General features: G+C 56.4%; 24 protein-coding genes. 15 read left to right on the top strand and 9 right to left on the bottom strand.

Translation table 11 applies throughout. The annotated features are described in order from the left end of the window. Nucleotides 1-2: 2 nt before the first annotated feature. From AC1XOS_RS00520 to AC1XOS_RS00500, 5 genes are all read right to left on the bottom strand, one after another. Nucleotides 3-1,091 (bottom strand): glycosyltransferase family 4 protein, encoded by a 1,089-nt coding sequence (locus AC1XOS_RS00520; protein ID WP_481960257.1) that lies wholly within the window; start codon nucleotides 1,089-1,091, stop codon nucleotides 3-5. Between the two features lie 2 nt (nucleotides 1,092-1,093). Then, nucleotides 1,094-2,269 carry a glycosyltransferase family 4 protein gene (locus tag AC1XOS_RS00515; protein WP_481960256.1) on the bottom strand — a complete coding sequence of 392 codons (1,176 nt, stop codon included), beginning with the start codon at nucleotides 2,267-2,269 and terminating at the stop codon, nucleotides 1,094-1,096. Next, entirely contained in the window at nucleotides 2,269-2,655 is a 387-nt protein-coding gene (locus AC1XOS_RS00510; RefSeq protein ID WP_481960255.1) for a hypothetical protein, read from the bottom strand. The genes AC1XOS_RS00515 and AC1XOS_RS00510 overlap by 1 nt, the downstream gene beginning before the upstream one ends. Before the next feature lie 37 nt (nucleotides 2,656-2,692). Further along, the gene (locus AC1XOS_RS00505; protein WP_481960254.1) at nucleotides 2,693-3,520 is read right to left on the bottom strand and encodes a WecB/TagA/CpsF family glycosyltransferase; all 828 of its coding nucleotides are present in this window, start codon (nucleotides 3,518-3,520) and stop codon (nucleotides 2,693-2,695) included. Between the two features lie 153 nt (nucleotides 3,521-3,673). Continuing rightward, a complete protein-coding gene (locus AC1XOS_RS00500) occupies nucleotides 3,674-4,303 on the bottom strand; it encodes a sugar transferase (RefSeq protein ID WP_481960253.1) in 630 nt (209 codons plus the stop codon). 464 nt (nucleotides 4,304-4,767) lie between these two features. Here AC1XOS_RS00500 and AC1XOS_RS00495 point away from each other — a divergent pair, with 464 nt between their 5' ends. From AC1XOS_RS00495 to AC1XOS_RS00430, 14 genes are all read left to right on the top strand, one after another. Next, on the top strand, nucleotides 4,768-6,096 hold the full coding sequence (locus AC1XOS_RS00495; protein WP_481960252.1) for a polysaccharide biosynthesis/export family protein: 1,329 nt from the start codon (nucleotides 4,768-4,770) through the stop codon (nucleotides 6,094-6,096). Between the two features lies 1 nt (nucleotide 6,097). Continuing rightward, the gene (locus AC1XOS_RS00490) at nucleotides 6,098-7,627 is read left to right on the top strand and encodes a GumC family protein (RefSeq protein WP_481960251.1); all 1,530 of its coding nucleotides are present in this window, start codon (nucleotides 6,098-6,100) and stop codon (nucleotides 7,625-7,627) included. A 19-nt stretch (nucleotides 7,628-7,646) separates the two neighbouring features. Beyond that, the gene (locus AC1XOS_RS00485; RefSeq protein ID WP_481960250.1) at nucleotides 7,647-8,477 is read left to right on the top strand and encodes a CpsD/CapB family tyrosine-protein kinase; all 831 of its coding nucleotides are present in this window, start codon (nucleotides 7,647-7,649) and stop codon (nucleotides 8,475-8,477) included. Nucleotides 8,478-8,486: 9 nt separating this feature from the next. Beyond that, nucleotides 8,487-9,809, top strand: coding sequence for a glycosyltransferase family 2 protein (locus tag AC1XOS_RS00480; protein ID WP_481960249.1), 1,323 nt, complete (start codon nucleotides 8,487-8,489; stop codon nucleotides 9,807-9,809). Then, complete coding sequence (locus AC1XOS_RS00475; RefSeq protein WP_481960248.1) at nucleotides 9,806-9,943, top strand: hypothetical protein; 138 nt, start codon at nucleotides 9,806-9,808, stop codon at nucleotides 9,941-9,943. The genes AC1XOS_RS00480 and AC1XOS_RS00475 overlap by 4 nt, the downstream gene beginning before the upstream one ends. 36 nt (nucleotides 9,944-9,979) lie before the next feature. Further along, nucleotides 9,980-12,340 (top strand): glycoside hydrolase family 44 protein, encoded by a 2,361-nt coding sequence (locus AC1XOS_RS00470; RefSeq protein WP_481960247.1) that lies wholly within the window; start codon nucleotides 9,980-9,982, stop codon nucleotides 12,338-12,340. A 193-nt stretch (nucleotides 12,341-12,533) separates the two neighbouring features. Then, nucleotides 12,534-14,030: an O-antigen ligase family protein gene (locus AC1XOS_RS00465; protein WP_481960246.1), complete on the top strand. Its 1,497-nt coding sequence runs from the start codon at nucleotides 12,534-12,536 to the stop codon at nucleotides 14,028-14,030. Beyond that, a complete protein-coding gene (locus tag AC1XOS_RS00460; RefSeq protein ID WP_481960245.1) occupies nucleotides 14,027-15,484 on the top strand; it encodes a flippase in 1,458 nt (485 codons plus the stop codon). Before AC1XOS_RS00465 ends, AC1XOS_RS00460 begins: the two co-directional genes overlap by 4 nt. 64 nt (nucleotides 15,485-15,548) lie before the next feature. Further along, on the top strand, nucleotides 15,549-16,082 hold the full coding sequence (locus AC1XOS_RS00455) for an acyltransferase (protein ID WP_481960244.1): 534 nt from the start codon (nucleotides 15,549-15,551) through the stop codon (nucleotides 16,080-16,082). After that, nucleotides 16,082-16,681 (top strand): acyltransferase, encoded by a 600-nt coding sequence (locus AC1XOS_RS00450; protein ID WP_481960243.1) that lies wholly within the window; start codon nucleotides 16,082-16,084, stop codon nucleotides 16,679-16,681. The genes AC1XOS_RS00455 and AC1XOS_RS00450 overlap by 1 nt, the downstream gene beginning before the upstream one ends. Next, nucleotides 16,678-17,940 carry a glycosyltransferase family 4 protein gene (locus tag AC1XOS_RS00445; protein ID WP_481960242.1) on the top strand — a complete coding sequence of 421 codons (1,263 nt, stop codon included), beginning with the start codon at nucleotides 16,678-16,680 and terminating at the stop codon, nucleotides 17,938-17,940. Before AC1XOS_RS00450 ends, AC1XOS_RS00445 begins: the two co-directional genes overlap by 4 nt. A 21-nt stretch (nucleotides 17,941-17,961) precedes the next feature. After that, nucleotides 17,962-19,020 carry an exopolysaccharide biosynthesis glycosyltransferase EpsD gene (epsD, locus tag AC1XOS_RS00440; RefSeq protein WP_481960241.1) on the top strand — a complete coding sequence of 353 codons (1,059 nt, stop codon included), beginning with the start codon at nucleotides 17,962-17,964 and terminating at the stop codon, nucleotides 19,018-19,020. A gap of 11 nt (nucleotides 19,021-19,031) precedes the next feature. Next, the gene (locus AC1XOS_RS00435; protein WP_481960240.1) at nucleotides 19,032-19,511 is read left to right on the top strand and encodes a helix-turn-helix domain-containing protein; all 480 of its coding nucleotides are present in this window, start codon (nucleotides 19,032-19,034) and stop codon (nucleotides 19,509-19,511) included. Between the two features lie 185 nt (nucleotides 19,512-19,696). Next, on the top strand, nucleotides 19,697-21,463 hold the full coding sequence (locus tag AC1XOS_RS00430; protein ID WP_481960300.1) for a sensor domain-containing diguanylate cyclase: 1,767 nt from the start codon (nucleotides 19,697-19,699) through the stop codon (nucleotides 21,461-21,463). Here AC1XOS_RS00430 and AC1XOS_RS00425 read toward each other — a convergent pair. Further along, nucleotides 21,394-21,876 carry an OsmC family protein gene (locus tag AC1XOS_RS00425; RefSeq protein ID WP_481960239.1) on the bottom strand — a complete coding sequence of 161 codons (483 nt, stop codon included), beginning with the start codon at nucleotides 21,874-21,876 and terminating at the stop codon, nucleotides 21,394-21,396. The two genes, AC1XOS_RS00430 and AC1XOS_RS00425, sit on opposite strands and share 70 nt — an antisense overlap. Continuing rightward, the gene (gene cysM / locus AC1XOS_RS00420) at nucleotides 21,873-22,799 is read right to left on the bottom strand and encodes a cysteine synthase CysM (RefSeq protein ID WP_481960238.1); all 927 of its coding nucleotides are present in this window, start codon (nucleotides 22,797-22,799) and stop codon (nucleotides 21,873-21,875) included. The genes AC1XOS_RS00425 and cysM overlap by 4 nt, the downstream gene beginning before the upstream one ends. A 78-nt stretch (nucleotides 22,800-22,877) precedes the next feature. On the opposite strand from cysM, the gene AC1XOS_RS00415 reads away from it, so the two are divergent. After that, a complete protein-coding gene (locus tag AC1XOS_RS00415) occupies nucleotides 22,878-23,369 on the top strand; it encodes a hypothetical protein (protein WP_481960237.1) in 492 nt (163 codons plus the stop codon). On the opposite strand, the gene AC1XOS_RS00410 is transcribed toward AC1XOS_RS00415, so the two are convergent. Beyond that, entirely contained in the window at nucleotides 23,366-24,526 is a 1,161-nt protein-coding gene (locus tag AC1XOS_RS00410; protein WP_481960236.1) for an MFS transporter, read from the bottom strand. The two genes, AC1XOS_RS00415 and AC1XOS_RS00410, sit on opposite strands and share 4 nt — an antisense overlap. 37 nt (nucleotides 24,527-24,563) lie before the next feature. Continuing rightward, the coding region (locus tag AC1XOS_RS00405) for a Clp protease N-terminal domain-containing protein (RefSeq protein ID WP_481960235.1) at nucleotides 24,564-24,914 on the bottom strand (351 nt) is incomplete at its 5' end.

The raw sequence follows: 24,914 nt of genomic DNA, 5'->3' as shown, positions 1-24,914 counted from the left end.
CGCTATGGTACCGTATTTTTGCTCCCACTGGAAAGAATCGCCGCGCAGAGGCTCTCCACCCACTGATCTAGCGTGGCACTCTGCTCGATCCAAAGTCGAGCATTTTTACCCAAGCTCTGCCGGAGCTCGGGGTCGGCTTGCAGGCGGCGGATCGCGTTTTCCCAGGCTCCTGAATCGCCTACGGGCACGTAGAGACCGTTCTCCCCATCAAAAATGGCATCGGTCTGGCCCTCGGTTTGGGTCACAACCACCGCTTTTCCACAGGCCATCGCCTCTAAGATCGCGGTAATCCCTGCCTGGAAATCGTTCTCGTAGAGCGGGACGGCCACGATTGCCGAGGATGCGTAGAGCTCGCGCAGCTCGCCATACTCGTAGCGGCGAGCCGAGACATTGGTGGGCATGGTGCGCTTGTCTGTCTCGTTGTTGTGCTTGGACCAAGGCGAGGCGGCAGCGAGGGGGAAGCTCGTGTCGGGGAGGCGCTCAGCGGCGGCAAGTAGCGTCGGGTAGTCGCGCCACTCCAGCCCGGCAGCGCTGACTTGCTTCTCGTTTTCCGTCACTTCTGGTCGCGGTCGCCAGAAGCGTGTGTCGGCGTGAAAGGGAATTAATCTCAGGCGCTCTGCCGGAATGCCCAGCACGCTCACGCCATGCTTTTGCTGCGTCGTGGCATAGACAAAGACCGTGTCCATCTCTTGCCAGAGCTTGAGCGTCCCAAAAAACAGCTTCTTCTTGCCCGTCGAGAGCCGGTGCCCAATGGTCACATGGCCGGGGCGCTTCTTCCCCGAGAGCCGCAGGAGCAGTGCCAGAAACAGCCCGACATTCTCGCCGTTGGTAAAGAGAGTGTTGTAGCGTTTGCGCCGTCGCCAACCCGCCACCGCAAGGGCGATATCGCGCCCGAGCGTCTTTCGTGCCAGCTTGACCAAGGAGTCTGAGTCGGCCTCCAGTGCGCGGTAGTCGTAGAGCTCCGCGCACGTGCCCCGCGACTCTAGGCCCGCAGCGAGGGCATCGTAGTCCATAGTAGGGTGCTGGTCGGCAGAGATCGCGGCGGCAATGTTTTCTTTACGGTAGCTAGGGATCAGGAGCAGGGTCTTCATGATTACCTCCCCCCCATCCCCCGCCCAGCGGGGGGGATAAGAGGAAATACTTTTTTGTCCCCCCGCCCGGCGGGGGTTAGGGGGGCAAGCCCTTTGAGACGGGCGAGAATTTGCGGATAGTTCTTGGCGGCATCGTAGCGAGCGAGTGCCTCCTGGCGAGCCGTACTTCCCAGGCGCAGGCGCAAGCTCTGGTCGGTGAGGAGGTGCTCCAGGGCAAGAGCAAGTGCTTTTTCATCTCCCACAGGAACCAGCTTGCCCGTCTCGTTCTCGATCACGGCCTCTGGGATCGCCGCCACAGGGGTCGTGATGACCGGAAGGCTGGCGGCCATGGCTTCCAGAACCGCTTGGGGCAGACAGTCGGCGCGGGTGGGAAAGACAAAGATATCCGCCTCGGCAAAGAGCGTGCGCAGGCGCTCCGAGTTGGGCGTGACACCGTTGTGCACCGTGATGTTTGCTGTGGGCGCAAGCTCCGTGGCCTGAGTGACCAAGTGCAGGTGTGCCGCTCGACGAACGGGCTCAGGAAGAAGATCAAACGCTGCGAGAAGCGTGTCGCCGCCTTTTCGGATAAAATCTCCCCCCACAAAGAGCACGTTGAGCGGGGCATCGACAGCACGGGGTTTTCGGAGCGCACGGGCGGAGTCCCAGGCAGCGATATCCACACCTGGCGGGATCACAAAGATCTTGTCACCAGGCACGCCATAGTCGCAGATCAGGGAGTCTTTGGCCCACTGGCTCCAGGTGAGGAGCCCGCGCGCCGCCAAGAAGGCTCGCTGGTTGAGTCGAGCTTTCAGCACTTCGAGCCGCGAGTTTCCCGGTGTGTGGCCGTAGTGCGCCCCCAGCCGGTCGTACTGAAGTGGCGTGGCATCCAGCGAGATCAGTCCCGGCGTCTTTTTGAGCATCCCCGAGGCTAAGAGCGCGGTGACTTGCGTGTGAAAGAACAGCGCATCGAAGCTCTGACCACGCAGACCAAGAAAGGCACCTAGCGAGGCGCGGAGCGACCAGTTGGAGCGCACACCAGGGAGCCTTGCCCAAGCTCCGGGTGTGTTGTGGTAGGGCAGCTCGATTAGCTCTGGCTGGACAAAGAGATCCTGGGCCAGAGCTGCCTGGAGGTTTCTCGCGTGAGTTGTGTGGCCCAGGGAGTGCTCTAGTGCGAAGCCAATACGAAGAGACGCAGACATTAGGCCCGAGGATTTGTGCCGGTGAAGTTCTCAAAGGCTGCGGCGGGCTCTTCCAGGGGGGCGGAGCCAACTTCGTCGCGGGTGAGTAGGTGGGTGATGAGGTGCTCCAGACGGTGCTTTGGGAGGCGGGCCGGGGCGAAGATAAAGACATTCTCGTCAATTTGCAGCAGGCTCATGCGGCGACGCTCCGTAGTTAGTCCTAGAAAGGTATTAGGAGCAATCTCGCGGCAGATAATCTTGCCATGGCTGGTGCGCACCAACATCTGGCGGTCGTTGGTAATGGCATGTGCATGGTTGGCGGCAGCCTCGTTGATCTTCCCAATCGGATACTCAAGATCCTCCAGATCAACCGTTGTCGTGACAACGATTTTTTTTGAATTGTTCACAGTGTGTCTTCCTTAATTTCTACTTCTACTTCAATTTCTATTTCGGCACGACAGCTTCTGAAGGCTCTGCAGGTGCGGTTGTCATGTTAATCCGCGTCACGAGGGGACGTGGCTCTTCAATTAGCGGACGCGGTTTGGGCTTTTTTAGTCCCAAGCGGAGTAGACCTGCCTCGGTGACCAAGTGCATCAAGAGGGGCAAGTCGCGACCAATATAGCGGTGGTACAGACGCTTCGGATCCTGCAGGAGCCTCCAGACCCACTCCATTCCGATGCGCTGAACCAGCCGTGGAGCACGAGAGACCATGCCCGCTGCCATCTCAAAGCTACCACCAACCCCAATGCTCACGGGAACGCCTAGCTGCATTTTATGTCGGGCGATCCACTTCTCTTGCTTAGGGGCACCCAGACCAACCAGTAGAATATCCGGGTTCGCCGCCTTTAAAATCTGCGCGATCTTTGCCTGCTCCTCAGGGGTATCAAAGGCCTCTTTCGGAGGGCAGTAGGTACCACAAACTTGCACGCCCGGGAAGCGCTCCTCCAGAACCTTCTTCGCTGCCTCCGTTGCTCCAGGAAGGCCACCTAAGAAGAAGAGCTTAAGGCCCGTCCAGGCCGAGGCGCGGCAGAGCTCATAAAGTAAGTCGCTCCCTGCCACACGCTCGACTAAGTTGGCTGTATCGGGGCGAAGTTTTGAGAGCCAGACAATGGGCATACCATCGGCGAGTACCAGAGCCGCACTGGAGTAGATCGCCCGAAACTCGGCATCTTGTTTTAGCAAAGCCAGGTGATCCATATTGCCTGTGCAGATATGCTGGGGGACGTTAGCCTTCTGCACGAGCTGCAAGATGCACTCTACAGCCTGCGTCATAGTTATATTGTCAAACCGGGTTTCTGCAATAACAACTTGTTTATTAAGAGGCGGCATTTCTATAGTTCTCCGAAAAATTACTGAGGGGGAAGCCAAGCAAATTCCATGCCGAAGGGACAACAAAAGTGCTAAAGTTAAAAAATCTAATAAAAACTAGTACGCTCCATCTCCTTTAAGGATCGCAGGGATCGCTCGTAGGAGAATCGAGAGGTTTAGCCAAAAAGAGCGTGTCCGAACATACTCCAGATCTAGTGCGATCCACTCCTCGAAGGTGAGTGTGGAGCGGCCCATTACTTCGCGGAGGCAAATGAGCCCAGGAGTGACGGAGAGTCGCTCTATGGGGTAGTTGTCATAGCTCTCGATCTCGCTTGGAAGATGCGGGCGTGGCCCCACCAAGCTCATATCGCCACGGAGAACATTCCAGAGCTGGGGCAGCTCGTCTAGGGAGTAGCGTCTCAGAGTCCGCCCAATTCGGGTAATGCGGGGGTCGTTCTTCATTTTGAAGATGGGACCCGTGGCCTCGTTTTGTGCCTGGAGGTTCTTTTTTAAGGTTTCCGCATGGGGAACCATGCTGCGAAACTTATAGAAAGGAAAGCACTTGCCCCCTTGGCCGACACGCTGTTGGGAAAAGAGAATGGGACCACGATCCTCTACCCAGACGAGGGCAGCAATGGTTCCAAAAACCGGAGCCAGAACAAGCAGTGCTCCTGCGGATACCACAATATCCAGGGCACGGTTCAGGGGCTCGCCCTTTTTCACGCTCTCTTTCGAGGGAATTTCCATAACCACAGACAGCTTAACCATTCGTCTTAACATTTCTCCTAAGTTTTCTCCGCGACGAAGGCGGACGGAACTAAACCCCTACCGTTTGTGTGCCAAAAATGAGGTGGTAACCCAAAACTGGTATTTTTTCGGATAACGAATTTGTATATTTTTGTCTTGAATTTTACGTATTTAATTGTAATGTTAGATGTGTAAGCTGGGTAAATTACGAGGTGATGGTGATATATTTACGGGTTTTTAGTTGATTTGTGCGTAAATCACTAAAATGAATCTGAGAATGCATAGTGCTTTGATCCGATCTACTAGACGTGATCATTTTGGTAAGAGAGAAATTTAGAAATTTATTCTGGTTGCAAGAGAAATGGCACGGTGGTTGCTTTAGTACTCTGAGTAGCTGTGCCGGAGTATTTCGCTCAAGCACGAACAATTTCACTCAAGCACTTGAAGAATAGGGAGTTTGCAAAATGAGAAATAAACAAGCAACACGTTACATGATCGCACTGGGAGCCGTTGTCAGCAGTCAGTCCGTGTGGGCCAGTGGGATTGTCCCAAGCTCTGCCGTTATCCCCATCGTGCTTGGACAGCAGGCGCTGCGTAAACCTGAGTCACGCCCCGTGCTCCTCCCTTCAACTCCTGTGTCAAAAAACACGGCCCCTTTGCCCGTGGCTCCTGTGCGCTACAAAGTACGCTCTGGCGATTCCCTTGAGATCAAGATCATGGGACGACCAGAGCTGACCCAGTCCATGACCGTCGCCCCGGATGGCACCATTATCTACCCCTATGTCGGTGAGGTCGCCGTGGCAGGCGACTCCGTGATGCAGATCATCAGCAAACTCAAGATCGGCCTGAAGCGCCAGTTCGAAAATCCTCAGCCTATCGTCTCCGTGCTCAAGCGCCAGATGGGAGAGGTCTCTATTCTGGGGCCGGTGAAAGAGCCCGGTAAGAAAGAGCTAGGAGATGACTGGCGTGTGCTCAATCTGATTGCCGAGGCAGGTGGGATGACAGTCGAGCGCACGGAGTTCGTGACGATCCGCTTGGTGCGCCGTGGTGGGCAAGTGACCTTTAACGTGGATCCTGTCCAGCTCCTTGGCTCGGGCGATCCTAATCTCAACTACCTGCTTGAAGACGGTGACCTCTTGGTGATTCAAGAGCGCGACAAAAACGAGACCATGGTGCAGGTTCTGGGAGAAGTGGGCAAGCCCGGCTATGTTGTCGCACCCCGAGATGGCTCTCCCCTTGCAGCCTTGGCGGCGGCAGGTGGCTCCAGTAGCAAGGCTGCTCTCTCCCGAGCAAGCATCCGCCGTGGATCGGGTGGCACCCCCATTCCTGTGGATCTCACGAACCCGGATCGCCTTCCGCAGAGCCTCCAGCTTGGCCCTGGTGACACCCTGGTGATTCCTGCCAATGTCAGCCAAGTGTTCCTGGCGGGCCGTGGCGTCATCCAGCCCGGCAGGGTGGAGCTACCCGACAAAATTCAGCCCACGATCTACTGGGCGATCCAGCAAGCGGGTGGCACGACTCAGGAGGCAGATCTTAAGAACGCCTCAATCACACGCCTCGCACCCAACGGAGCTCCGATTACAGAGAAAATTGACCTGGAGAAAGTGATGAAGAACCGCACTGCTCAAGGTAAAGATGCCGAGGTCGCTGCCCGGCTGAACCGAATGCTCATGCCGGGTGACATTCTTGAGATTCCCACAAAAAGACGGCGCTCGGGTGGCTTTCGGTTAGGATTCAATGAGCTGGCACTGGGGCTCTCAACGTTTCTGATGCTCCGTCAGGCGGGTAATTAGTATGTATCGTCGGACAAACATTCTCTATCGCGTGGTAGATGCCCTCTTTCGGAACCGTAACTTGGTTCTGATCACGATGCTCTGTGTGGCAGTTCCGGTGGCGCTTCTGCTGATCTTCAAGGCCAAGGGGTACACGGCCACAGCGGCGATTCGCATTGCTTCCGAGGGTGATGGGATGAAGACTCTCGCCGGAGGTGGACTCAACACCGATCAGCTCGGCTGGAAGAGTCCTTCCGAGGTCCATGTCGCTAACCTCACCACCTTGTTGGTAGATGCCAAAGAGGGGGGATTTGTCGACGATGTCTTCAAGCGTGCGGCACTCACGAACCCTATCTCACTGGCACCGGGCGTAGACGATAAGCGTGTGGGAGCTTTCTTAAAGTCCATCTCGATGAAAAACGAGCAAGATAAGCTCTTCTCTATCAGCATGACCTGGGACAATCCTGAGGAGTGTAAAAAGCTTGTTCAGGCAGTCCAGGAGCAATATATCGACGAGCAAGTAAAGGCAAAACAGCGAGCGTCCGAAAGCTCTGCACTGTTTCTGAAGGGCCAGATTGATCAGCAAGAGCAGCGAGTTAATGCGGCAACCATGGCGCGAGAGATCTTTCGTAAGAAGCACCCCGAGATTGGCCCTACTTCTCACGAGCAGGCACTCGACTATATCCAGATGCTCCAGGAGCGTCTCCGCCGTGACCGTGCCATTGTCGCAGAAGGCGGCGAGGGCGCACTGCTTCCCCGAACTGAGAGCAAGTACATCGAGAGCGAGGGTGACCCCGCTCCCACCTTCAACCTGGGGGATACACCGGCACAGAAGCACCTGATGGAACTGCAAGACAAGCGTAACCTGCTCACCAGTGGAGCCGGAGCCATGCGGAAAGATTCAGATGAGGTGCGTGCGCTGGATCGCCAGATTGACCAGGCGCGGCTTGATCTTGCGCGAGAGCGCCGCCAGAAGCCTGTCGGAGGGGGCACCAAGCGCCGTGTGCTCAACCCACTCTACGCGGAGATGATGAGCGAGTCTAATCGCTCCAAGCTCACCACACGCTCGGCAAAGGCAGAGATCGCGGAGATCACGAAGCAGATCGCGGCGTTGCAGCTCCAGCTCAAAGAGCTACCCAAGCTTCAAAATGAGATGGAGAAGCTCGATATCCGAGTCAACTCGGAGCAGGACAGCCTTGGGGTACTTCGCAAGAGCTACAGCGCTGCTCTCTCTACCTCCAACTTGGAAAAAGAAAAGGCCAGTCAGAACCTCAAGCCTGTGGGTCAGGTGGTTGCCGTCAGCCTCTCAGGAACCAAGAAAAGCATCACCATGGGGTTTGTGAGCCTGCTGCTGGGAGCCGTTGTGGCGGGCCTAGTCGTGGCGCTACGGGAGTGGTCTGATCCGACGATTCGCTATGAGACGGACATTGAGCAGGTGCTGGACATCCCTGTCCTAACAGGCCTGCCAGATACCCGCGCGGTCCTCGCTCCCAAAAGCGTAAACAGCAGGTCGAAGAAAAGTCGGGCGCTTCTGCCCTCACTGGATAACTAAGGAAGACGAGAAGAAAAACGTGATTATCCGTAACCCCGATACCCATCCGCTCCCTAAGGACGAAATGCTCGAATCTGGAGCGATGGAGCGAGGCGCTGTCTCGCTGGCTCCCAACGTGACTGTGGTACCCTCTGAGGCGCTACGACGGGTTCATGTGGCCATTGAGCGAACCGATGCCGACTTTGCACAGCTCCATGCCGCCATGGAGTGGCAGCTTGCCGAGTGTACTAATACCAACCACTGGGACGATGCCGCGGAGCACCTGACCGACCCGCTTCGGGACATAGATAATGTCTTTGGGATCACCAGCGCGGTGCCGGGCGAGGGCAAGACCACGATTGCGATGCACCTTGCGTTTAGCATCGCACGGAACAGTGGCCGAAAAGTCTGCTTGATTGATCTGGGGCTTGGCGACAATGAGATCTGCCGCCGCATTGGTGTGCGCACTGAAAAAGGGCTCATCAATGTGCTTGAAGGAGACGACTACGTTATCCGAACCCTTCAGCTCTCGGACTGCGGTGACCTCTCGGTGATGCCTGCCGGGAAGCTCCCTCGCAATCCCAATAAAGCCGCACGCTCCGCCGCTGTCACGGAGATTATCGCGGCGGCTCGTGAGATCTACGACACGGTTATTGTGGACCTGCCTGCCGTCTCGACGGGCAACGCTCTGCCGATTGCCGAGCATCTCGATAAAGTGATGCTGGTTGTCTGCTCAGGAGTGACGCCCAAAGATATCGTCCAGCAGGCCGTCGATCGGCTCGGACGCAAGCGGGTGCTTGGTGTGGTGCTGAACCGCATGAAGTCTTCGATGCCCTACAAGATTCAGCAGTTCTTCCGAAAGGTCGCTTAGGAATCCAGAATGAGTGAGCTTTATACGGCATTTACCTATACCTGCCTCACAGGCTGGATGGTGCTCGGGACCGCAACCCTAGGAAGCACTGTCTACTTGTCGGAGCTGATGGGCCGTGCCGCTATTGTGCAAGACCGGCGACAGCGCACGACGGCCTGTCTCTTAGCAGAGCAGCAGCCTCGATTGGTTATCGTCATTCCCGCTCACAATGAGTCGGTTGTGATCCGCTCCACGCTGGAGAGCCTGCTGGCGCAGACCTACTCGGCCTTGCACTTTGAGACCGTGGTAGTGGCAGACAACTGCTCCGATAACACAGCGAGCCTAGCTCGTGATGCAGGTGCGACCGTCTTGGAGCGCTGCAATCCGGAGGAACGAGGGAAAGGCTACGCCTTGGAGTGGGCCATGAAGCGGCTTTGGACACGCGAGCAAAAGCCCGATGCGGTCGTGATCATAGATGCGGATACAAAAGCGGCTCCCAATTTTGTTGCCGTGATGGCACAAGAGCTCTTTGGCGGCGTGGCTCCTGAGAGCTGGCCGACGCATCGCAAGGCAGTTCAGGGACGCTACGGGGTGCTCAATGGCGCGGAGTCATGGCGGGCAGCGCTCATGGAGGGGGCTTTTGAGCTGGTGAACCATGTCAAGCCTCTGGGACGGAGCCATAAGGGATTCACGGTTGGCCTGAAGGGCAACGGCATGGGCTTCACACGAGCCGTGCTCGAAACCACTCCGTGGAGCGGCAGTAGCATCACCGAGGATATCGACTACGGCCTCAACTTGCTTCTCAAGCAGGGGATTGTGGTTGACTATGCCCCCCAAGCCATTGTGCGAGCCCAGATGCCCAACACGAGCCAGCAGGCGACCTCGCAACGAGCGCGCTGGGAGCAGGGACGCTACCGGCTTTTGCGGCAGCGCGCTCCCCAGCTTTTTCTCGCGGGTCTCCAGAGACGTGATGCACGTCTTATGGATGCTGGACTTGATCTCCTCATTCCCCCACTTGCGGAGCTGGCGGCCTTTCACGCCGCCTGGGCAGGTCTGACTCTCCTCTGTCTGAGACTATGGATTCTGCTGCCCGTCTGGGCACTGCTGGTGCCTTTTTCCTTGGTGCTCTACGGTCTCTATATCTTTGGTGGGCTCAAGGTCTCGGGAGCACGCCCTGAAGTGTATAGCGCACTGATTCGTGCGCCTTTTTATGCTCTCTGGAAGTTTGCTCTCTATAGTTTCATGAAGCTCAAGGGGGGGAAGAAGACCTCCCAAGAGTCACCGGAGTGGGTGCGAACCGAGCGGATGCCAATAGGCGATGAGTCTCAGCGTCTGCTGGAGGATGCCGCGTGAACCTGGTGATCGGAATCGTCTTCATGACGACTTTGATGGGGCTCTTTGTGCCACGCTGGCAGACCCGGCACTGGGTTTTTCTAGGCGGCTGGGTGATCCTGATGGTGGCGTTTTCTTATCTTAAGTCGCGTTAGATTCTTTAGGTTAGGTTAAGTGAGATGTTTACAACTATGGCAGCAACTCCCGTTCGAGAATTAAGTGAGGAAGATCGTCGCCGCCGTGCTCAGGCACGTGCGGCACGTCGTCGTCGTGAGGAAACAGATAAGAAACGTCTTCGTAAAGAACGAATCACCTTTGTTCTTCTGGGAAGCGTCGGGAGTGTCGCGGTTTTAGGGGCTGTCTGGGGGATAAAGAAAATCCATGCGGGTGGTGGCGTGCGCGAGACTGCCAAAGGTATCGTCAAGAGCTTTGCCGCCACAACAGGAATCGGCCCGCAAGGCATGGTTCCCGTTGCACCCACCGAGCGTGCCGATGAGCCTATTCTGGTCTACCGCGATGGGCTTGGCGAGGGCTGGGAAGACTGGTCTTGGGCCACTCATGATAAAGCCTCAGTGGCAATGGCCGCTAACGGCATCAACGGTGTCTCGATGACTCTCAAGGGGAGTGAGGGGCTCTACTTCCACCACACGGCACTCCCTGCCAATGGCTATGGCACCCTGGAGTTTCTCTACAAAGGGACCCCCAATGCCGTGATGGTGACGGTCTTTGATGAGTCCAACAAGCCCCGCCGTCAGCTCACGCTGGATCAGTATATTGTCAATGGTGCCGAGGGGCTTAAGCCCAATTGGCGCAAGATCCGGGTTCCTCTCAAGGCAATGGGAGTGGGCAACGGAGAGAAGATAAGCGGTGTGGTTTTCCAGTGCGCTATCTCGACGGCAAGTGGTGAGGTTGGCTTTGATGATATCTACCTGATGCCCGATACCAGCTTGCCGGAAGCACCCAAAGCCCTGACAATTCCCGTTGCGGTTGATGCGCAGGCAGAGAAGCGCCCCATCAGTCCGTATATCTATGGCGCTGCCCATGCGAGTAAACCGGAAGCGGAGGCACTGGGGCTGACCCTCAACCGCTGGGGAGGTAATCCCAACTCGCGCCACAACTGGGTGAGCAATTTCTGGAACTCGGGAAGTGACTGGGAGTTTCGCAATCACGCGGGGGAGAAAGCGTTCACGACACCCGGTGGGGCTGCCGATGGGTTTGTACAAGGCAACCGTGATCTAGGGATTGCCAGCTACCTGACCGTGCCAACACTGGGCTGGGTCGCCCGTAGCGGTGATACTGCCGCTAAATCGGAGAACGTTCCCTGGAACACGGGCCCTGGTGTCTCGGGCTGTGATGGCCCGGTTGCAGGCTACGACCCGGCAGCAAATCGCCAGCGTACTAGCGTGCGCTCCATGGCACGCAAGGGGCGGGCTTTTGAGCAGAATCCCAAGCCTGGTACCACGGTCTACCAAGACGAGTGGGTGGCGCACTTGGTCAAGGCCCATGGCAATGGGGCAGGCAGTGGCGTGCGCTACTACGCCATGGACAACGAGCCCGATCTCTGGTCTTTTACCCACCGTGATGTTCACCCTGCACAGATGGGCTACGACGATGTGTTGAAGAACTTCACGGAGTATGCCACCGCTGTGAAAGACGTCGATCCGACTGCTCTGGTCGCTGGGCCTGCGGTCTCGGGATGGACTAGCTACTTCTACTCAGCGCTCGATAGGGGCAGTGACAACTTCCGTACGGGAGCGGACCGTCAGGCACATGGGGGAACGGCCTTTATCCCGTGGTTCCTCAAGCAGGCGCGGGCATTTGATGTCAAGCGTGGCAAGCGGACACTGGATGTCTTAGACATTCACTACTACCCACAGGGCGAGAATATTTACAGCGATGCCAAAGATCCCGCGACCCGTAACCTGCGAATTCACTCTGTGCGAAGCCTCTGGGATGCGAACTACCGCGATGAGTCCTGGATCGCTAACTCGGGTGATGGCCCCACGGTCAAGCTGGTACCTCGGATGAAAGAGTGGATCGCGCAGAGCTACCCTGGGACAAAGCTCGCTATCGGGGAGTGGAGCTTTGGAGCTGAGGGCGATATCAGTGGTGGCTTAGCGGCAGCCGAGGCACTTGGGGTCTTTGGAAAAGAGGGTGTGGACATCGCCTGCTTCTGGACACGCCCCAAGGAGTTCACGCCTGCCGCCGCTGCCTTCCAGCTCTTCCGACGGCCCGCTCCGGGGCAGTCAGGCTTTGGGGACATGGCCTGCAAGAGCACCTACGAGCAGAACGAGCGTCTGGCAGTCTTCTCGGCCATCGAGAGCAAGACGGGCGCACTGACACTGGTGCTCATCAATAAAACTCCCCAAGCGACGATCACGGTGCCTCTGAGCCTTCAAGGGCATGATGGGGGCGCTACCAAGCTCTGGCGGTTCTCCGCAGCAAAGCCCAATCAGCTTACGGAAGAGCCTGCTCCAAGAATCAAGAGCGGAAAAGCAAGCATGAGCCTGCCACCCTACTCCGCGACTCTCCTGCGAATCGGGGGGAACTAGCGTGGTGAAGAGACGACGACAGGAGCAGGTCTACCAGCCGACAAACGTCCTAGGCCTTCGTGAGACAAAGAGGCGGCAGCATCTTCAGCAGACCCTTTTAGGGATTTTTGCAGGACTACTCTCACTGAGTGCAGGAGTGTCCTATGTGTTGGTTGAGCCAACGACACTCTTGGTACCTATTCTGATACTGAGCGTGACTCTTCTTCCTGCAATCCTATGGTACTACCCAAGGCTGGCCTTATATGGATTCTTTAGTTCTGCACTTCTCTTTGAGGTTTTTCAGCAGATAAAAAGCGGGGAAGGCTTAACCGATGCTGTTCCCTTTTTCTGGAATATCAACACGATGTTTCAGAGCTATCTTGGCACGAATCCTAAAGTCGCTCCGATGAATTTTTTTGAGCTGGTTTTGATGATCTTCGCGGGAGTGACTCTACTTCGTTTTGCCACACATCAGCGAGTTCATATTCGTTGTGGCTCTCTATTTTGGCCGATTCTAGGGTACTTGGGGTTTGTTGCTGTTGGCTGGCTCAATGGAATGGCAACAGGGGGTAACTTTAATGAGGCTCTTCAGGAAGTTCGTGCACAGGTCTATTTCGGGGTTGCTTATTTTTTGTCTGTTAATGCTGTCAAGACAAAAGAAAATATTGATAAATTGATATGGATTACTTTCTTATGTATAGTTTTTAAGGCATTTAATTATATTTATCGTCACTTGATGATATTTCATGGTGAAATACAAGATGGTGGTGTGGGTTCACATGAAGAAGCTTTTTTCTTTGTGTCATTTATTATGCTGTTATCAGTATTGTCAATTTCACGTGTTCAACAGAAATTACAAATACTAATGTGGGCTCTGGTACCCTTGGTTCTGTATGCAAACATAACGACAAACCGCCGTACTGCTTATGCCGCAGTGGTTATTGCGTTACCTGTTTTGTTTCTATCTGCTTATAAGGGATTTCCTAGTGCTAGAAAAAATATTATTCGCGTATTGATGGCGATTATTGTTATTTTTCCTCCATATTTTATTGCTTTTAGAGATAGTAGTGGTGCTATAGGAGGTCCAGCGCGTGCTATTAACTCGGCAATTGCGCCTAATGAGCGAGATTCTAGCTCTGATATTTACCGTCAGTCAGAAAATTATGACCTGATGTTTACAATGCGATCTTCTCCTGTCTCAATGACTATTGGTTATGGGTATGGAAAACGATTTTTCACTCCTGCTTCGTTGGACTCTATTAAGGATATTTATACTTGGTATACTTTACTTCCTCATAACCAAATTCTTTGGGTTTGGATGCGTCTTGGAACGATAGGATTTTTAGTATTCTGGGGTATGATCTGTGCCATAATTGTCTATGCATGTCGGATTATTCGTTTTAAAGAACAAAAAATCGGTGAGAATGCGGATCCTTATCCCCGTTTTGTGGCTCTCTATACACTAGTACTTGTGGGGCTGTTACTTGTTTTTGGCTTGCTTGATCTTCAGCTCTCCAACTTCCGCAACATGATCTTCGTGGCCATATGGATAGGGGCAATGGTTGGAATCACCCCCAATGCAATGACACTTAATGATCCCAAGAAGCGACGCTATCGCCCTGGAGTGGGGGGGCAGGAGCCTGAGCGTAGCCCCAAGCCTACGCGACACCGACCTGCAGCGTCACATCTCCCATCAAGGAGCGCACGATGAGTGTTCAAAATGCCCGTGTGGCGAAAAACATGGTAGGTATCTTGGTGACTCAGCTCTTTGCCTGGGCGATGAGCGCTCTGGTGACCTATTACCTGCCGCGCTATATACACGATAGCGGTATGGGAAAGCTTGCCATTAGCTCCGCGATGGTGATGCTGATCGGTGTCATTGTTCCATTGGGCACCTCACAGGTCTTGATTAAGGAAATTGCTCGAGACCGTAGCCGTGCGGGCTCGCTATTTGTCTCCGCATTTACTCTACGTTTAGTCCTAGGAGTTATAGCAATTCCTCTCGCTTACCTTGCTGCCTGCTTGATGGGATACTCTCTAGAGAAGCGATTGTTGATTTTGGTAAGCATCCCTGGCATGGTTGTCTTCGTGCTAAATGATGTTTTTGCGAGTGTTTACCAGGGATTCGAAGAGATGAAGCGATTTAATCGGGCTACAGTGCTTGATAAATTTGTATTTGGAATTGCAACTCTCTTGTTGATCATACTGCATGCGCCACTTTGGATGATTGCCGCAATCTCTGCGGTTACGGGTCTTGTGACCTTTATCTACTATGTTTCAGGGATGGGGGAACTGCTCAAGACGATCAGCCTACCTAAGATTGCCGACATGAAGGCTCTAGCCATGGCAAGTTTGCCATTTATGGGTCTTCTGGTCTTTCGTACCCTCTATGGTCAGACTGACCCCATCATTCTTGGGGCTGTGGCAACGGATGCGGAGGTGGGCTGGTATGCCATGGCATTTCGGCTCGTCGGAACCGCGATGTTCTTTCCCATGGCTCTCGTCATGACACTCTTACCAACCCTGGCTCGGCTACATGGGGCGGGGGATCGAGCAGGCTTTGCGAGCCTCGCAAGGAAAGCCCTTGATATCACGCTACTGGTTGGCCTGCCCATTGCAGCTGCTGCGATCTTTCTGGCAAAGCCCATCGTCAATCTTCTTTATGGCTCTGCAAATGCAGGGGCGGTGCCTGTTCTCTCGGTTGGTGGAATCGGAATGCTTCTGTATTTTGTAACAGCAGTGCTGGGGCTTCTCGTCATGGCAATGGATCGTCAAGCCGTGCAGATACGTGGCTCGATCATTGCCTGCCTCTTTGGGATTCCACTCTGCATCCTCTTTTCCTGGGGGGGGCATCGGCTCTGGGGTAATGCTGCCCTAGGTGCGATGATCTCGGATGTGGTTGTCGAGGTCTATCTGGGAGTCGTTTACTGGCGTGCTCTTCCGCGTGGACTATTTAGTGGGGGGCTTGCATCACAATTGATGCGCTATGTCTTTGCTGCAGTGCCGATGATTGTGGGGCTTTTTCTCTCTCTGGGAACGAATATGGGGCTCTGGGCGGTTTTTCCTTGTGCCCTGCTCTATCTTGTTGCCTGTGTTCTCTTGCGCTGTTGGAGCCTGACTGACCTGAAGGCGCTTCAGGGAATGCTGGTGCGGCGTACTGCCTAAAAGCTGGTAGTCGCTTTACATAAAGACATTAACCTTGGCACAGAACTTGTAAGGTTGAATAGATATGAAACACAAGCTTCAAACAGCATGGGTGCTCTTGACCAGTCTCTTCAAGACACGCCGTTGTTCGCAGCGTGGCACTTGGATCCGGGTCTGGGGCAAGCTTCAGATTGAAGGCGATGTGAGGCTTGGGAAGCGGGTGCGGATTCGAGCCACCCACGTGCCTGTCGAGCTGGCTGCAGGCCCGGGAGCTCTCATTGAGATTGGGGAGCAGTGCTACATTAACTCGGGGGTCTCCATTGGGGCGCAGCAGCGCGTGACTATCGGCAAAAACTGCGCTATCGGTAACTACTCCCTGATCATGGACTCTGACTTTCATAGTACGGATGATCATACGAAGCCCGGGATTGCTGCTCCTGTGGTGCTTGAAGATGACGTTTGGCTGGGGGCGCGGGTGACGGTGCTTAAGGGCGTTCGCATTGGCCGAGGGGCAGTGGTTGCGGCGGGGGCTGTCGTGACACGCGATGTTGCTCCTTGCACCCTCGTGGCCGGGGTACCTGCACGATTGATTCGTTTTCTGGAGAAGAAAAACAAGTGATGGAAAAAGTGATCTCACAGCAAGAACCAGGACATCACCGTATCCTAAATGCCTTGGGGGACGAGCTGGGACTGAGCTGGGTGCCCTGGCGACTGATGCTAGCCCATGCACTAGTACGGCCTTTACCCGAGGATATGGCAGGACGTTGGCGGCGGATTGTCTATCAGAGTGCCGGGGTCAAGATCGGCCCAAAAACGATGATCCGTGGAGTACTTTATCTTCGTGGGGGGCGGCATGCGGTGCGCAACCTGACTATCGGACGTGACTGCTTGATCTATCCACCTAGCTCGATTGACTGTTGTGCGCCCGTGACCGTGGGCAATAATGTGACATTTGGGCCCGGCGTGACTATCGTCACAGGCACACATGAGATCAACGATCCGTGCCATCGGGCAGGATCGCTGCTTCCTCGCCCCGTAGTCATCGAAGATGGGGTCTGGCTCTGTCTGGGAGTGATGATCCTGCCGGGTGTGACCATTGGTCAGGGAGCGGTGGTTGCCGCAGGAGCCATTGTCACCAAAGATGTCCCACCACACACACTGGTGGGAGGAAACCCCGCTCGGGTGATTCGCACTCTAGAGATGGAGGTGCGGAGATGAGCCTGATGACAGATGCGAAACGGGTTCTCTTTTTACAGTCCCAGACGTTCTTTGGTGCAGACTCGGCAATCCATGCACAGCTGATGCAGCACCTCAATCCTAAAGAGGTGAAAGTATATGTGGCTTGTAATCATCGGCCCGACCCCAATGCTCCTATGACCGTGATAGACCGCATCGAGAAAATCCCAGGAATCTTGGTTCGTCCCACGGAGTTTGGCCCCTCGTTCTTCTCGCGTTCCCTTAAGGAGCGGCTCTGGTTGGGCCTCACACAAGGGCCACGTCTGCCACTGAGCCTTCTGGCGCTGGCACTCTATATTAAGCGTGAGAAAATCCAGATGATTCACTGTACGGAGAAGCCACGTGATGCTTTCTATGGCGTGCTTCTGGGCAAGCTCACCGGAGCTAAGAGTATCATTCACATGCATGTGCGCCATGCCGGTTGGTTCAGCCCGATGGTACGCTGGGCGCTCCGTCATGCGGATGCTGTAATTGGGGTGTCGGAGTTTGTCTCGCGGACAGTTGTGGAGGCGGGTATCCCGGCAAATCGGGTGCACACGGTGGTCAATGCGCTAGACAACCATGATGGCGCCTGGAACCCCCGCACCGATGCGGCGGAGGTTCGTCAAGAGTTTGGAATTGCCCCCGATGCCGTTTTAATTGGAGCCTGCTCGCGCCTCTTTCGCTGGAAGGGCCAGCGGGAGCTCTTAGAGGCCGTGGCGGAGCTTCTGCCGGAGATTCCCAAGCTTCACGTGATGATCGTCGGGGAGGATGATACCGGTGCTCACCCCGGAGGCACGAGCTTTCTGGCGGAGCTTGAGCTTCTGGTGGCGGAGAAAGGAATCGCGGATCACGTGACCTTTACGGGGTTCCGACGCGATATTCCGCGCCTGATGAACGCCTTTGATATCTATGCCATGCCTAGCTTTGAGGAGCCCCTGGGAATGGTGTATCTAGAGGCAATGGTACTGGGAAAGCCCGTGGTGGCCTACAACAATGGGGGTGTCCCCGAGATCGTCGAAGATAACATTACTGGTTTATTAAGTGAACCCTACGATATTGCTACACTGGCACACTCGTTGCGTACTCTAGCACTGAACCCGGCCCTGCGTCATAAGATGGGGGCAGCCGGAAGGGAGCGTGTCCTTCGCGAGAGCACTCCCAAGCAGATGTGTACTCGGATGGAGCAGGTCTACCGAGCGATCCTGAGCGGGCAGCACGAGACGGAGAGCACTTCTTCCAAAACGGTTGAGGTTCGGTAAGCGAGAAGGTAACGAGAGTTTATGCCCTTTCTAAGTGTGGTGATCCCCACGTATAACCGTTGTGAGAGCCTGCGTGTCACTCTCGAGGCACTCAAGCGCCAGGAGACCGTCGAGGGGGGCTTTGAGGTGGTGGTGGTCTCCGATGGCGCCCCCGATGCCACCGATTCACTGCTGGTAGGCTGGGCAGCGGCGACTCTGCCTTTTAAGGTTCGCCCGATCTTTCAGGAAAACGCAGGCCCGGCGCGGGCTCGCAACCGGGGAGTGGAGGAGGCAATCGGTGAGGTGATTGTTTTTTTAGACGACGATGTCGAGCCGCAGCCAGGGTGCTTAAGGGCTCATGCGGAGCGTCACCGGCAAGACCCTAAGCTGGTGCTGATTGGGCCGATGTCGCCCGATCCTCAGCGGCAGCCCAAGGAGCCGGTCTGGATTGCTTGGGAGCATGCGATGCTTCAGAAACAGTACGACTCCTGGAAGAATAGAGTCTGGGCCGAGGACGAGTGCGGGCCGCATAACTTCTACACGGGTAACGCGTCGGTGCGACGGGAGTATATTCAGGCGGTGGGGGGCTTTGACGAGGGCTTTACTCGCCAAGAGGATGTCGAGCTGGCGGCGCGGATGGAGCGCACCTGTGGGGTGCACTTTCGCTTCGACCCGACTCCTGCGGCGCTGCACCGGCCTCTGCGGACATTTGCCTCGTGGCTACGGGTTCCTCATGCTTACGGGACACTGGATGTGATCCGGGCCCGACGCGGCGATGCAAGCTGGGACGTGGTGCGCCAGGGCTATGCCTCACGGCAGAAGGCCACGCGCCTGATTGCGGACCTTGCGCTGCCTCATCAACCGCGTGGGATATGGATACAAACCATGCTGCGCCTGCTGGCGCAAGCAAGCTATGCGCTGCCAGTAGGAGCAGCGCGACGCGCAGGGCTAAGTGCTCTGAGCGCTCTTTACAACCTTCATTATTTAGAGGGAGCACGAGACGAGCTGGGATCGTGGGATGCTCTCCAACAGGTGTTACGTGCAAGCACTACTTCGACCTACGAAGATTCGAAAACGGAAGTTAAAGAGAGAGCAGCATAATGACAAGTGGTATGACAACGATGAGTAATATGACGGCAGGTGTCCTGAGCAAAAAGATGTCGGATACGGCATCGGACTGGCGCGAGGGACGACGTCTGCGAGCGCTGGAGCTCTACAAGCAGGGCTGGAAGCAGAAGCATATCGCTGAGGCGCTTGGAGTAACCTGCGGCGCGGTGAGCCAGTGGGTAAAGCGCATTCGGGAAGCGCCGGATGAGAGTGCGGTTGAAGTGCTCCGTCGCCGAAAGCCTACAGGCGCTCCGTCACACCTCACTAGTAGCCAGCGCCAGGGGCTCTCGCAGCTTCTGAGCCGGGGCGCACGGGAGTGGGGCTATAGCGACGATGTCTGGACGTACCGGCGGGTCGCGGAAGTGATCGAGCAAGCCTACGGCGTGCGCTACCATGAGAGCTATGTAGGCCGCTTGCTCAAGGCCTGTGGCATTGAAGTGCGCCACAGCAGCCAAGTGCAAGTCGAGCTACGTGAGCTGGTGTAGCGACTCTTTTTTAAACCAATGCCCCTAGCACTGCTCTGTGCCAGGGGCATTTTGTGTTGTGGATGAGGGCACGCTTGGGGCACGAATCGTTTGCCGCCTCATTTCATGGGGCGGCGGTATATAGATTTTGTGTAGAAAGTAGGTTAAGTCTCCGCAATTATAGGGCATAAAGCAGTGTGATCCTTATGACGAGCGACAATCTCTTTACAAGACTTCCGCAGAACACCTCACGCGTGATGCTGGATAAAATGTCATACTTTGTGGGCTTACTCTCGCCTTGCGGAGGGGTGCTCGACCTCAATGTCGCCGCGCAAGAGCTGATGGGGCTGACACACGACGAGGCACTGGGAAAGAAGCTCTGGGAGCTACCTCTCTGTCCCCCTGAGCGAAGCGCACTACTGAGGCGGGACTTTTTTTCCGTGGTCAAGCAGCAGCGCAACTCAAACTACGAGGTGGCACTCACCCGTGGCGACGAGACCCCGATCTTTGTGGACTTCTGCCTGCGCCCCCTTACCGATACGCAGGGAAGGGTCAATGTCGTGCTGGCCGAGGGCTACGAGATCACGGGCCGAAAGCACCTGGAAAACGAGCTCCTGGAGGCTCAGAGCCGTCTTCATGAGGCGCAGGCCGTGGCGCGCATCGGCTCCTGGGAGCTAGAGCTAGCAAGTAGTCAGGTGACGTGGTCCCCAGAGACCTTTCGGCTCTTCCACTTTGACCCGTCGCAGGGAGAGCCTGACTACGAAACCCACCTGAGCCGCCACCACCCCGACGATCAGCCACTCGTTACCGCTGCCATTCAGGATGCGATTCACCATGGCATCGCCTACGACTTGCAGCTTCGCATTGTCCTACCGAGCGGCGAGCTGCGCTGGCTCCAGTGCCTAGGACGGGCGGTTTATGGCAGTACGGGTGAGCTCCTGAAACTCGTCGGAACTTCGCAGGATATCACGGACTGGAAGCGTGCCGAGCTAGAGCGCGAGCGCCGTGAGCGTGCCCTCACGGAGGTGCTAGATGTCATGCCACACCTTGCGATTCTGGTAGACCCACGTGGTCGGGTGACCTACTACAACGGCCACTTCTACGACTTTACCGGAGTCGCCCGTCAGCGTTCTATCTTAGGAGTGAACTGGCGGCTGTGTCTTGCCAACGACGATCTGAAGCTTGTCATCAACGAGGTTCGCTCTCTCCCGACGCGCCGAGAGCCCTTCGAGTTCGAGGTGCGTATCCGTCGGCACGATGGCATGCTGCGCTGGCACTTGATGCGAGTGGTTCCCATCTTTGGGGGAGGGCAAGAAGTCGAGCGCTTTATCGTCACCGGCACCGATATCTCCGAGCGGCGCCATCAAGAAGAAGTGCTACACCGCGCCAACACCCGCCTTGAAGTGCTCGCCAATACGGATGCGCTCACCCGAGTCAGCAACCGTCACGCTTTGGATGAGCGCTTGGCGCTAGAGTGGGAAAAAGCCAAGCGAGAGGGCAGTCCGCTCTCCGCCGTTCTGTTGGATGTGGACTACTTCAAGTCCTTCAACGACACCTACGGCCATATCTGCGGCGATGTGATCTTGCAGCAGCTAGGTCAGCTCCTTCTGACCAACACCCGCAGCTCCGACCTTGCGGCCCGCTATGGTGGGGAGGAGTTTATGATTCTCCTTCCCAACACCGATGCTCCGGCGGCGGCTCGCTGGGCGGAGCGGCTGCGAAGCAGTATCGAGAGCCGTTCCTGGCCCAACCGCGCCATTACGGCAAGTTTTGGAGTCACCACCTGGAATGCAGGAATCCTAGCTGTCAATCAGGAAGTGCTGACACCCGCCGGACTGGTGAACGCTGCCGATGAGGCTCTCTACCGGGCGAAAGCCCGGCGCAACTGTGTCTGTACGTCGTTTTATGGGGAGACTTTGGAGAGCACGACGACCTCGATCTTAGGGTCGAGTGAGTCCGCCACTGAGCAGTAGCGACGCACCGCTAGCTCCGCTGCACGCTCAAGAGCCGCCAGATCTACCGGGCCGTGGGCGGTGAACGTGAGGGTAATGTGTGTGTAGGGAGCGGGAGTCGCCTCGACCCGAGTCCCTTCCGCCTCGATGGTCAGCCCGCGCACATCCTGCCGCTGTCGCGCGAGAATCAGCCCGAGGTCCAGCGCGCTACAGCCCGCGAGTGAGATCAAGAGAAGGGCCATCGGACGAAACCCCGGCCCTGAGTTCTCTCGCGTTGGCAGCGTCTCCGGGAAAATACTCGGATCGGGCAGGCGCTCCCGAATCTGCTGATCCAGCTCCGCCGACCCTGCCAGCCGCATCGTATTGCCCAGCACATCGGTCGCATCGTAGGCACATGGCCCCACGCGTGTGATCGAAACGTTCACAACACTCATAAAATAATCTCCAGCTCACCGAGCTCCGGGTGGCCATCGGCGAATAGGTCCGACGAGAGATAGCGGTCGCCGCGATCACAGAGGATGGTGACGATCAGGCCCGTTTGAAGCGCGCTCGCCACTTGCTGCGCCGCCCAGAGTGCGCCCGAGGCGGAGACTCCCGTGAAGACACCCGTGGTCGCCGCAAGCGTACGGGCTGTGGCCTCCGCGACACCTTGGTCAATATCAATCACCCGATCCACACGCTCGCGCTCAAAGATCTTGGGGAGATACTCCGGAGCCCAGCGGCGAATTCCGGGGATGCGCGAGCCGGGGGTCGGCTGGCAGCCGACGATTTGAATCTCTTCGTTCTGCTCTTTCAAGTAGCGTGAGACCCCCATGATCGTCCCCGTGGTGCCCATCGCGGAGACAAAGTGCGTGATCTGGTGCTCGGTGTCTGTCCAGATCTCCGGGCCGGTGGTCTCGTAGTGGGCGAGCCAGTTGTCGGGGTTGGCGAACTGGTTGAGCATTAAATACCGCCCTGGATGCTCTGCCATACGGGCATGGGCAAAGTCAATCGTCCCCTCCATCCCGCCTTCCGCCGGAGTCAGCACCACTTTCGCCCCCAGCGCACGCATGGTCTGCACCCGCTCCGCCGTACTGTTGGCGGGCATGACCAGCTCTAGTTTATAGCCCCGCGCCGCCGCGATCATCGCCAGCGCGATCCCCGTGTTTCCACTGGTCGGCTCGATCAGAGTCACGCCCGGTTTGAGCTCCCCGCGCTCCTCTGCCCGGCGTATCATCGAGAGCGCGGGCCGGTCTTTGACGCTCCCGCCAGGATTATTGCCCTCCATCTTACCCAAGATCGGGACATTGGGATTGGGCGAGGGAAGCAGCACCAGTGGCGTGTTACCGATACGGTCAGTAAGAGTGGGTAGAGTCATGGCTTGATTGTACCTGCGACGAAAACTTTTTCTTTCTGATTTTTGAAGGTATGCTAAGACGCAAGGATCAGAAATATCATGAGACGAAAACTTTTATTTATGGGCGTTTTTGTGCTTTTAGCGGGTTGCTCTGGCGGATCGGGGACGCTTCAGACCAACTTGCCGACGGTGGCGCAGCTACGGGCAGTCCCACTGAGCTTAGGTGTTCCTGGGGCGACATTAGTGGGGAGTACCAATGTCTGGCGTAACATGATGCCCACCGTCATACTTGCGGGTGAGCCTGCGCCTAAGACTGGCGTGATTGTCTCCTTTACCGCTCGTGCCAGTGACAATGCTCCCATTCCGGGGGGGCTGCGTGCTGAGAAGATCACCGTGACCAATGGCGATGAGGTCTGGGCCTCGACAGAGGTTGAGATCCGGAACGATGAGGCTACCTTTGGCGGCACGGTTCGAAATGGCCCCGAGTGGCCCATCGGCTCGGCGCTGGATGTCGTGATTGACTTCCGCGATAGCACAGGAGGTGCCTACCAGCTCCGTGCCGTTGGCCAGGTTCTCCAAGGCGCGTACTAGCCGTATTTTGGTGTGGGTGGGTTGCTCTCCGGTACGCGTGTGACCAGGTAGGCTGCCGCTAGCATTCCAACAAGGCTCATGGCGATAAACATGGTGTCAAAGTTGTAGGTGTTGGCAAGCCAGCCACAGACCGCCGGGCTGACCGAGAGGGCAATCCCCGATGTCGCGGTCATGGCCGCCTGCGCCGTGCCGCGCTGGGCATCCGTCACACAGTCGTTGACATAGACCACGGCGAGTGTCCCCACAATCCCGTAGTTCAGCCCGTGGAGCGACTGGATCGCCATCACCATCGCCGGTGTTGTGGCGGCAGTGTAGAGCAGCAGGCGCACGGGCATCAGGCAGAACGCTAAGATCAGCGCAGGCCTGCGTCCGTTCTTGTCCGTCCACTTTCCCACCTGGGTCATCACCAGAACCTCACAGAGCACTCCCGCCGCAAACATCAGCGAGATCTGGCGCGGCATCGCCCCCAGATGCTTCATAAACAGCGAGAGATACGACGATGCCCCATAGAGCGCGAACTGGTACAGAAAATACGCCACAAAAAAGTGCTTCAGTCCAATGGGAATCGCCGTTCGCCCCGCCGTCACCCGCCCGACGGAGGAGCCCGAAGGGAGCTTCACATCGGGGACGAGGAGGGAGACGGCGGCGATAACAAAGAAGAGCAAGGGGCCGTAGGTGAAGACCGGCGCAAGGTCGGCGTGGCTCATGCCCGGATGTGCGGGGAGCAAAAAGCCGGTCGTGACCCCGATACAGATATAGCCGACACTTCCCCAGACACGGTACTTGGCATACGCCGCCCCGCCTTCACCTGCCCGCGCCAGCCGCCCGACCAACACGCCACCGACCGTATTTAAGTACTGAAGGCCACAGCCCCCTAGTGCGGTCAGCGCCAGAAATCCCCAGAAGCTGCCCGTGAAGCGAAAGAGCAAATAAGCCGTTCCCGCCAGCAGTCCCGCCGCCAGCATCAAGGGGCGCCGCGCATCGAGCTTGTCGGAGAGTTTTCCGAGGAGCGGCTGCAGCAGCACCGCAATCGCCGTCCCCAGTCCCGTGATCAGCCCGATCTGCGTCTTGTCCAGCCCCGAGGCGGAGTAGTACGGCGATGTAAACGGCTGCAAGAACCCAAACGAGCCTGTGATCAGAAAGAGGCACAGTGCCAAAGCAATTTTTCGCCAGCGGGGAATAGCTACCAAAGAATCAGGGCTCAGAAGGTGGCTCCTTCATGGCAGGACGTGAAAACATTCGGAAGAAAAGATCGTGTGCCTTGAGCGATGGCTTTGCCTGTTGTTGAAGAACGACTTCCTGACGAGCTTGCTCAAGTCCTACATTGAACTGCGAGAGTACTTGTCCTGCAAGACCATTCTCCTCACGAAGAAGTCCCAACATAAGATGTTCGGGTTTAACATCATTGTGACGAAGCTGGCGGGTTTCCATAAAGGCAAGGTCAATGGCACGTTTGGCTTTATCCGCCAGTTGTAGCTCTGGGCCGCTACGATTTGCCTCTAAATGCATCTGTTTTGTGAGCTCCATACATACATCGGCAGGTGA

Source organism: Armatimonas sp. (genome assembly GCF_964826245.1).
This window is presented reverse-complemented; position numbering and strand designations above follow the sequence as displayed.

What these genes read in the sequence shown, in the direction of transcription:
- AC1XOS_RS00520 (WP_481960257.1), bottom strand. Translation starts at nt 1,091, where the DNA reads ATGAAGACCCTGCTCCTGATCCCTAGCTACCGTAAAGAAAACATTGCC.
- AC1XOS_RS00515 (WP_481960256.1), bottom strand. Translation starts at nt 2,269, where the DNA reads ATGTCTGCGTCTCTTCGTATTGGCTTCGCACTAGAGCACTCCCTGGGC.
- AC1XOS_RS00505 (WP_481960254.1), bottom strand. Translation starts at nt 3,520, where the DNA reads ATGACGCAGGCTGTAGAGTGCATCTTGCAGCTCGTGCAGAAGGCTAAC.
- AC1XOS_RS00500 (WP_481960253.1), bottom strand. Translation starts at nt 4,303, where the DNA reads ATGGAAATTCCCTCGAAAGAGAGCGTGAAAAAGGGCGAGCCCCTGAAC.
- AC1XOS_RS00495 (WP_481960252.1), top strand. Translation starts at nt 4,768, where the DNA reads ATGAGAAATAAACAAGCAACACGTTACATGATCGCACTGGGAGCCGTT.
- AC1XOS_RS00490 (WP_481960251.1), top strand. Translation starts at nt 6,098, where the DNA reads ATGTATCGTCGGACAAACATTCTCTATCGCGTGGTAGATGCCCTCTTT.
- AC1XOS_RS00480 (WP_481960249.1), top strand. Translation starts at nt 8,487, where the DNA reads ATGAGTGAGCTTTATACGGCATTTACCTATACCTGCCTCACAGGCTGG.
- AC1XOS_RS00470 (WP_481960247.1), top strand. Translation starts at nt 9,980, where the DNA reads ATGGCAGCAACTCCCGTTCGAGAATTAAGTGAGGAAGATCGTCGCCGC.
- AC1XOS_RS00460 (WP_481960245.1), top strand. Translation starts at nt 14,027, where the DNA reads ATGAGTGTTCAAAATGCCCGTGTGGCGAAAAACATGGTAGGTATCTTG.
- AC1XOS_RS00455 (WP_481960244.1), top strand. Translation starts at nt 15,549, where the DNA reads ATGAAACACAAGCTTCAAACAGCATGGGTGCTCTTGACCAGTCTCTTC.
- AC1XOS_RS00450 (WP_481960243.1), top strand. Translation starts at nt 16,082, where the DNA reads ATGGAAAAAGTGATCTCACAGCAAGAACCAGGACATCACCGTATCCTA.
- AC1XOS_RS00445 (WP_481960242.1), top strand. Translation starts at nt 16,678, where the DNA reads ATGAGCCTGATGACAGATGCGAAACGGGTTCTCTTTTTACAGTCCCAG.
- epsD (WP_481960241.1), top strand. Translation starts at nt 17,962, where the DNA reads ATGCCCTTTCTAAGTGTGGTGATCCCCACGTATAACCGTTGTGAGAGC.
- AC1XOS_RS00435 (WP_481960240.1), top strand. Translation starts at nt 19,032, where the DNA reads ATGACAACGATGAGTAATATGACGGCAGGTGTCCTGAGCAAAAAGATG.
- AC1XOS_RS00430 (WP_481960300.1), top strand. Translation starts at nt 19,697, where the DNA reads ATGACGAGCGACAATCTCTTTACAAGACTTCCGCAGAACACCTCACGC.
- AC1XOS_RS00425 (WP_481960239.1), bottom strand. Translation starts at nt 21,876, where the DNA reads ATGAGTGTTGTGAACGTTTCGATCACACGCGTGGGGCCATGTGCCTAC.
- cysM (WP_481960238.1), bottom strand. Translation starts at nt 22,799, where the DNA reads ATGACTCTACCCACTCTTACTGACCGTATCGGTAACACGCCACTGGTG.
- AC1XOS_RS00415 (WP_481960237.1), top strand. Translation starts at nt 22,878, where the DNA reads ATGAGACGAAAACTTTTATTTATGGGCGTTTTTGTGCTTTTAGCGGGT.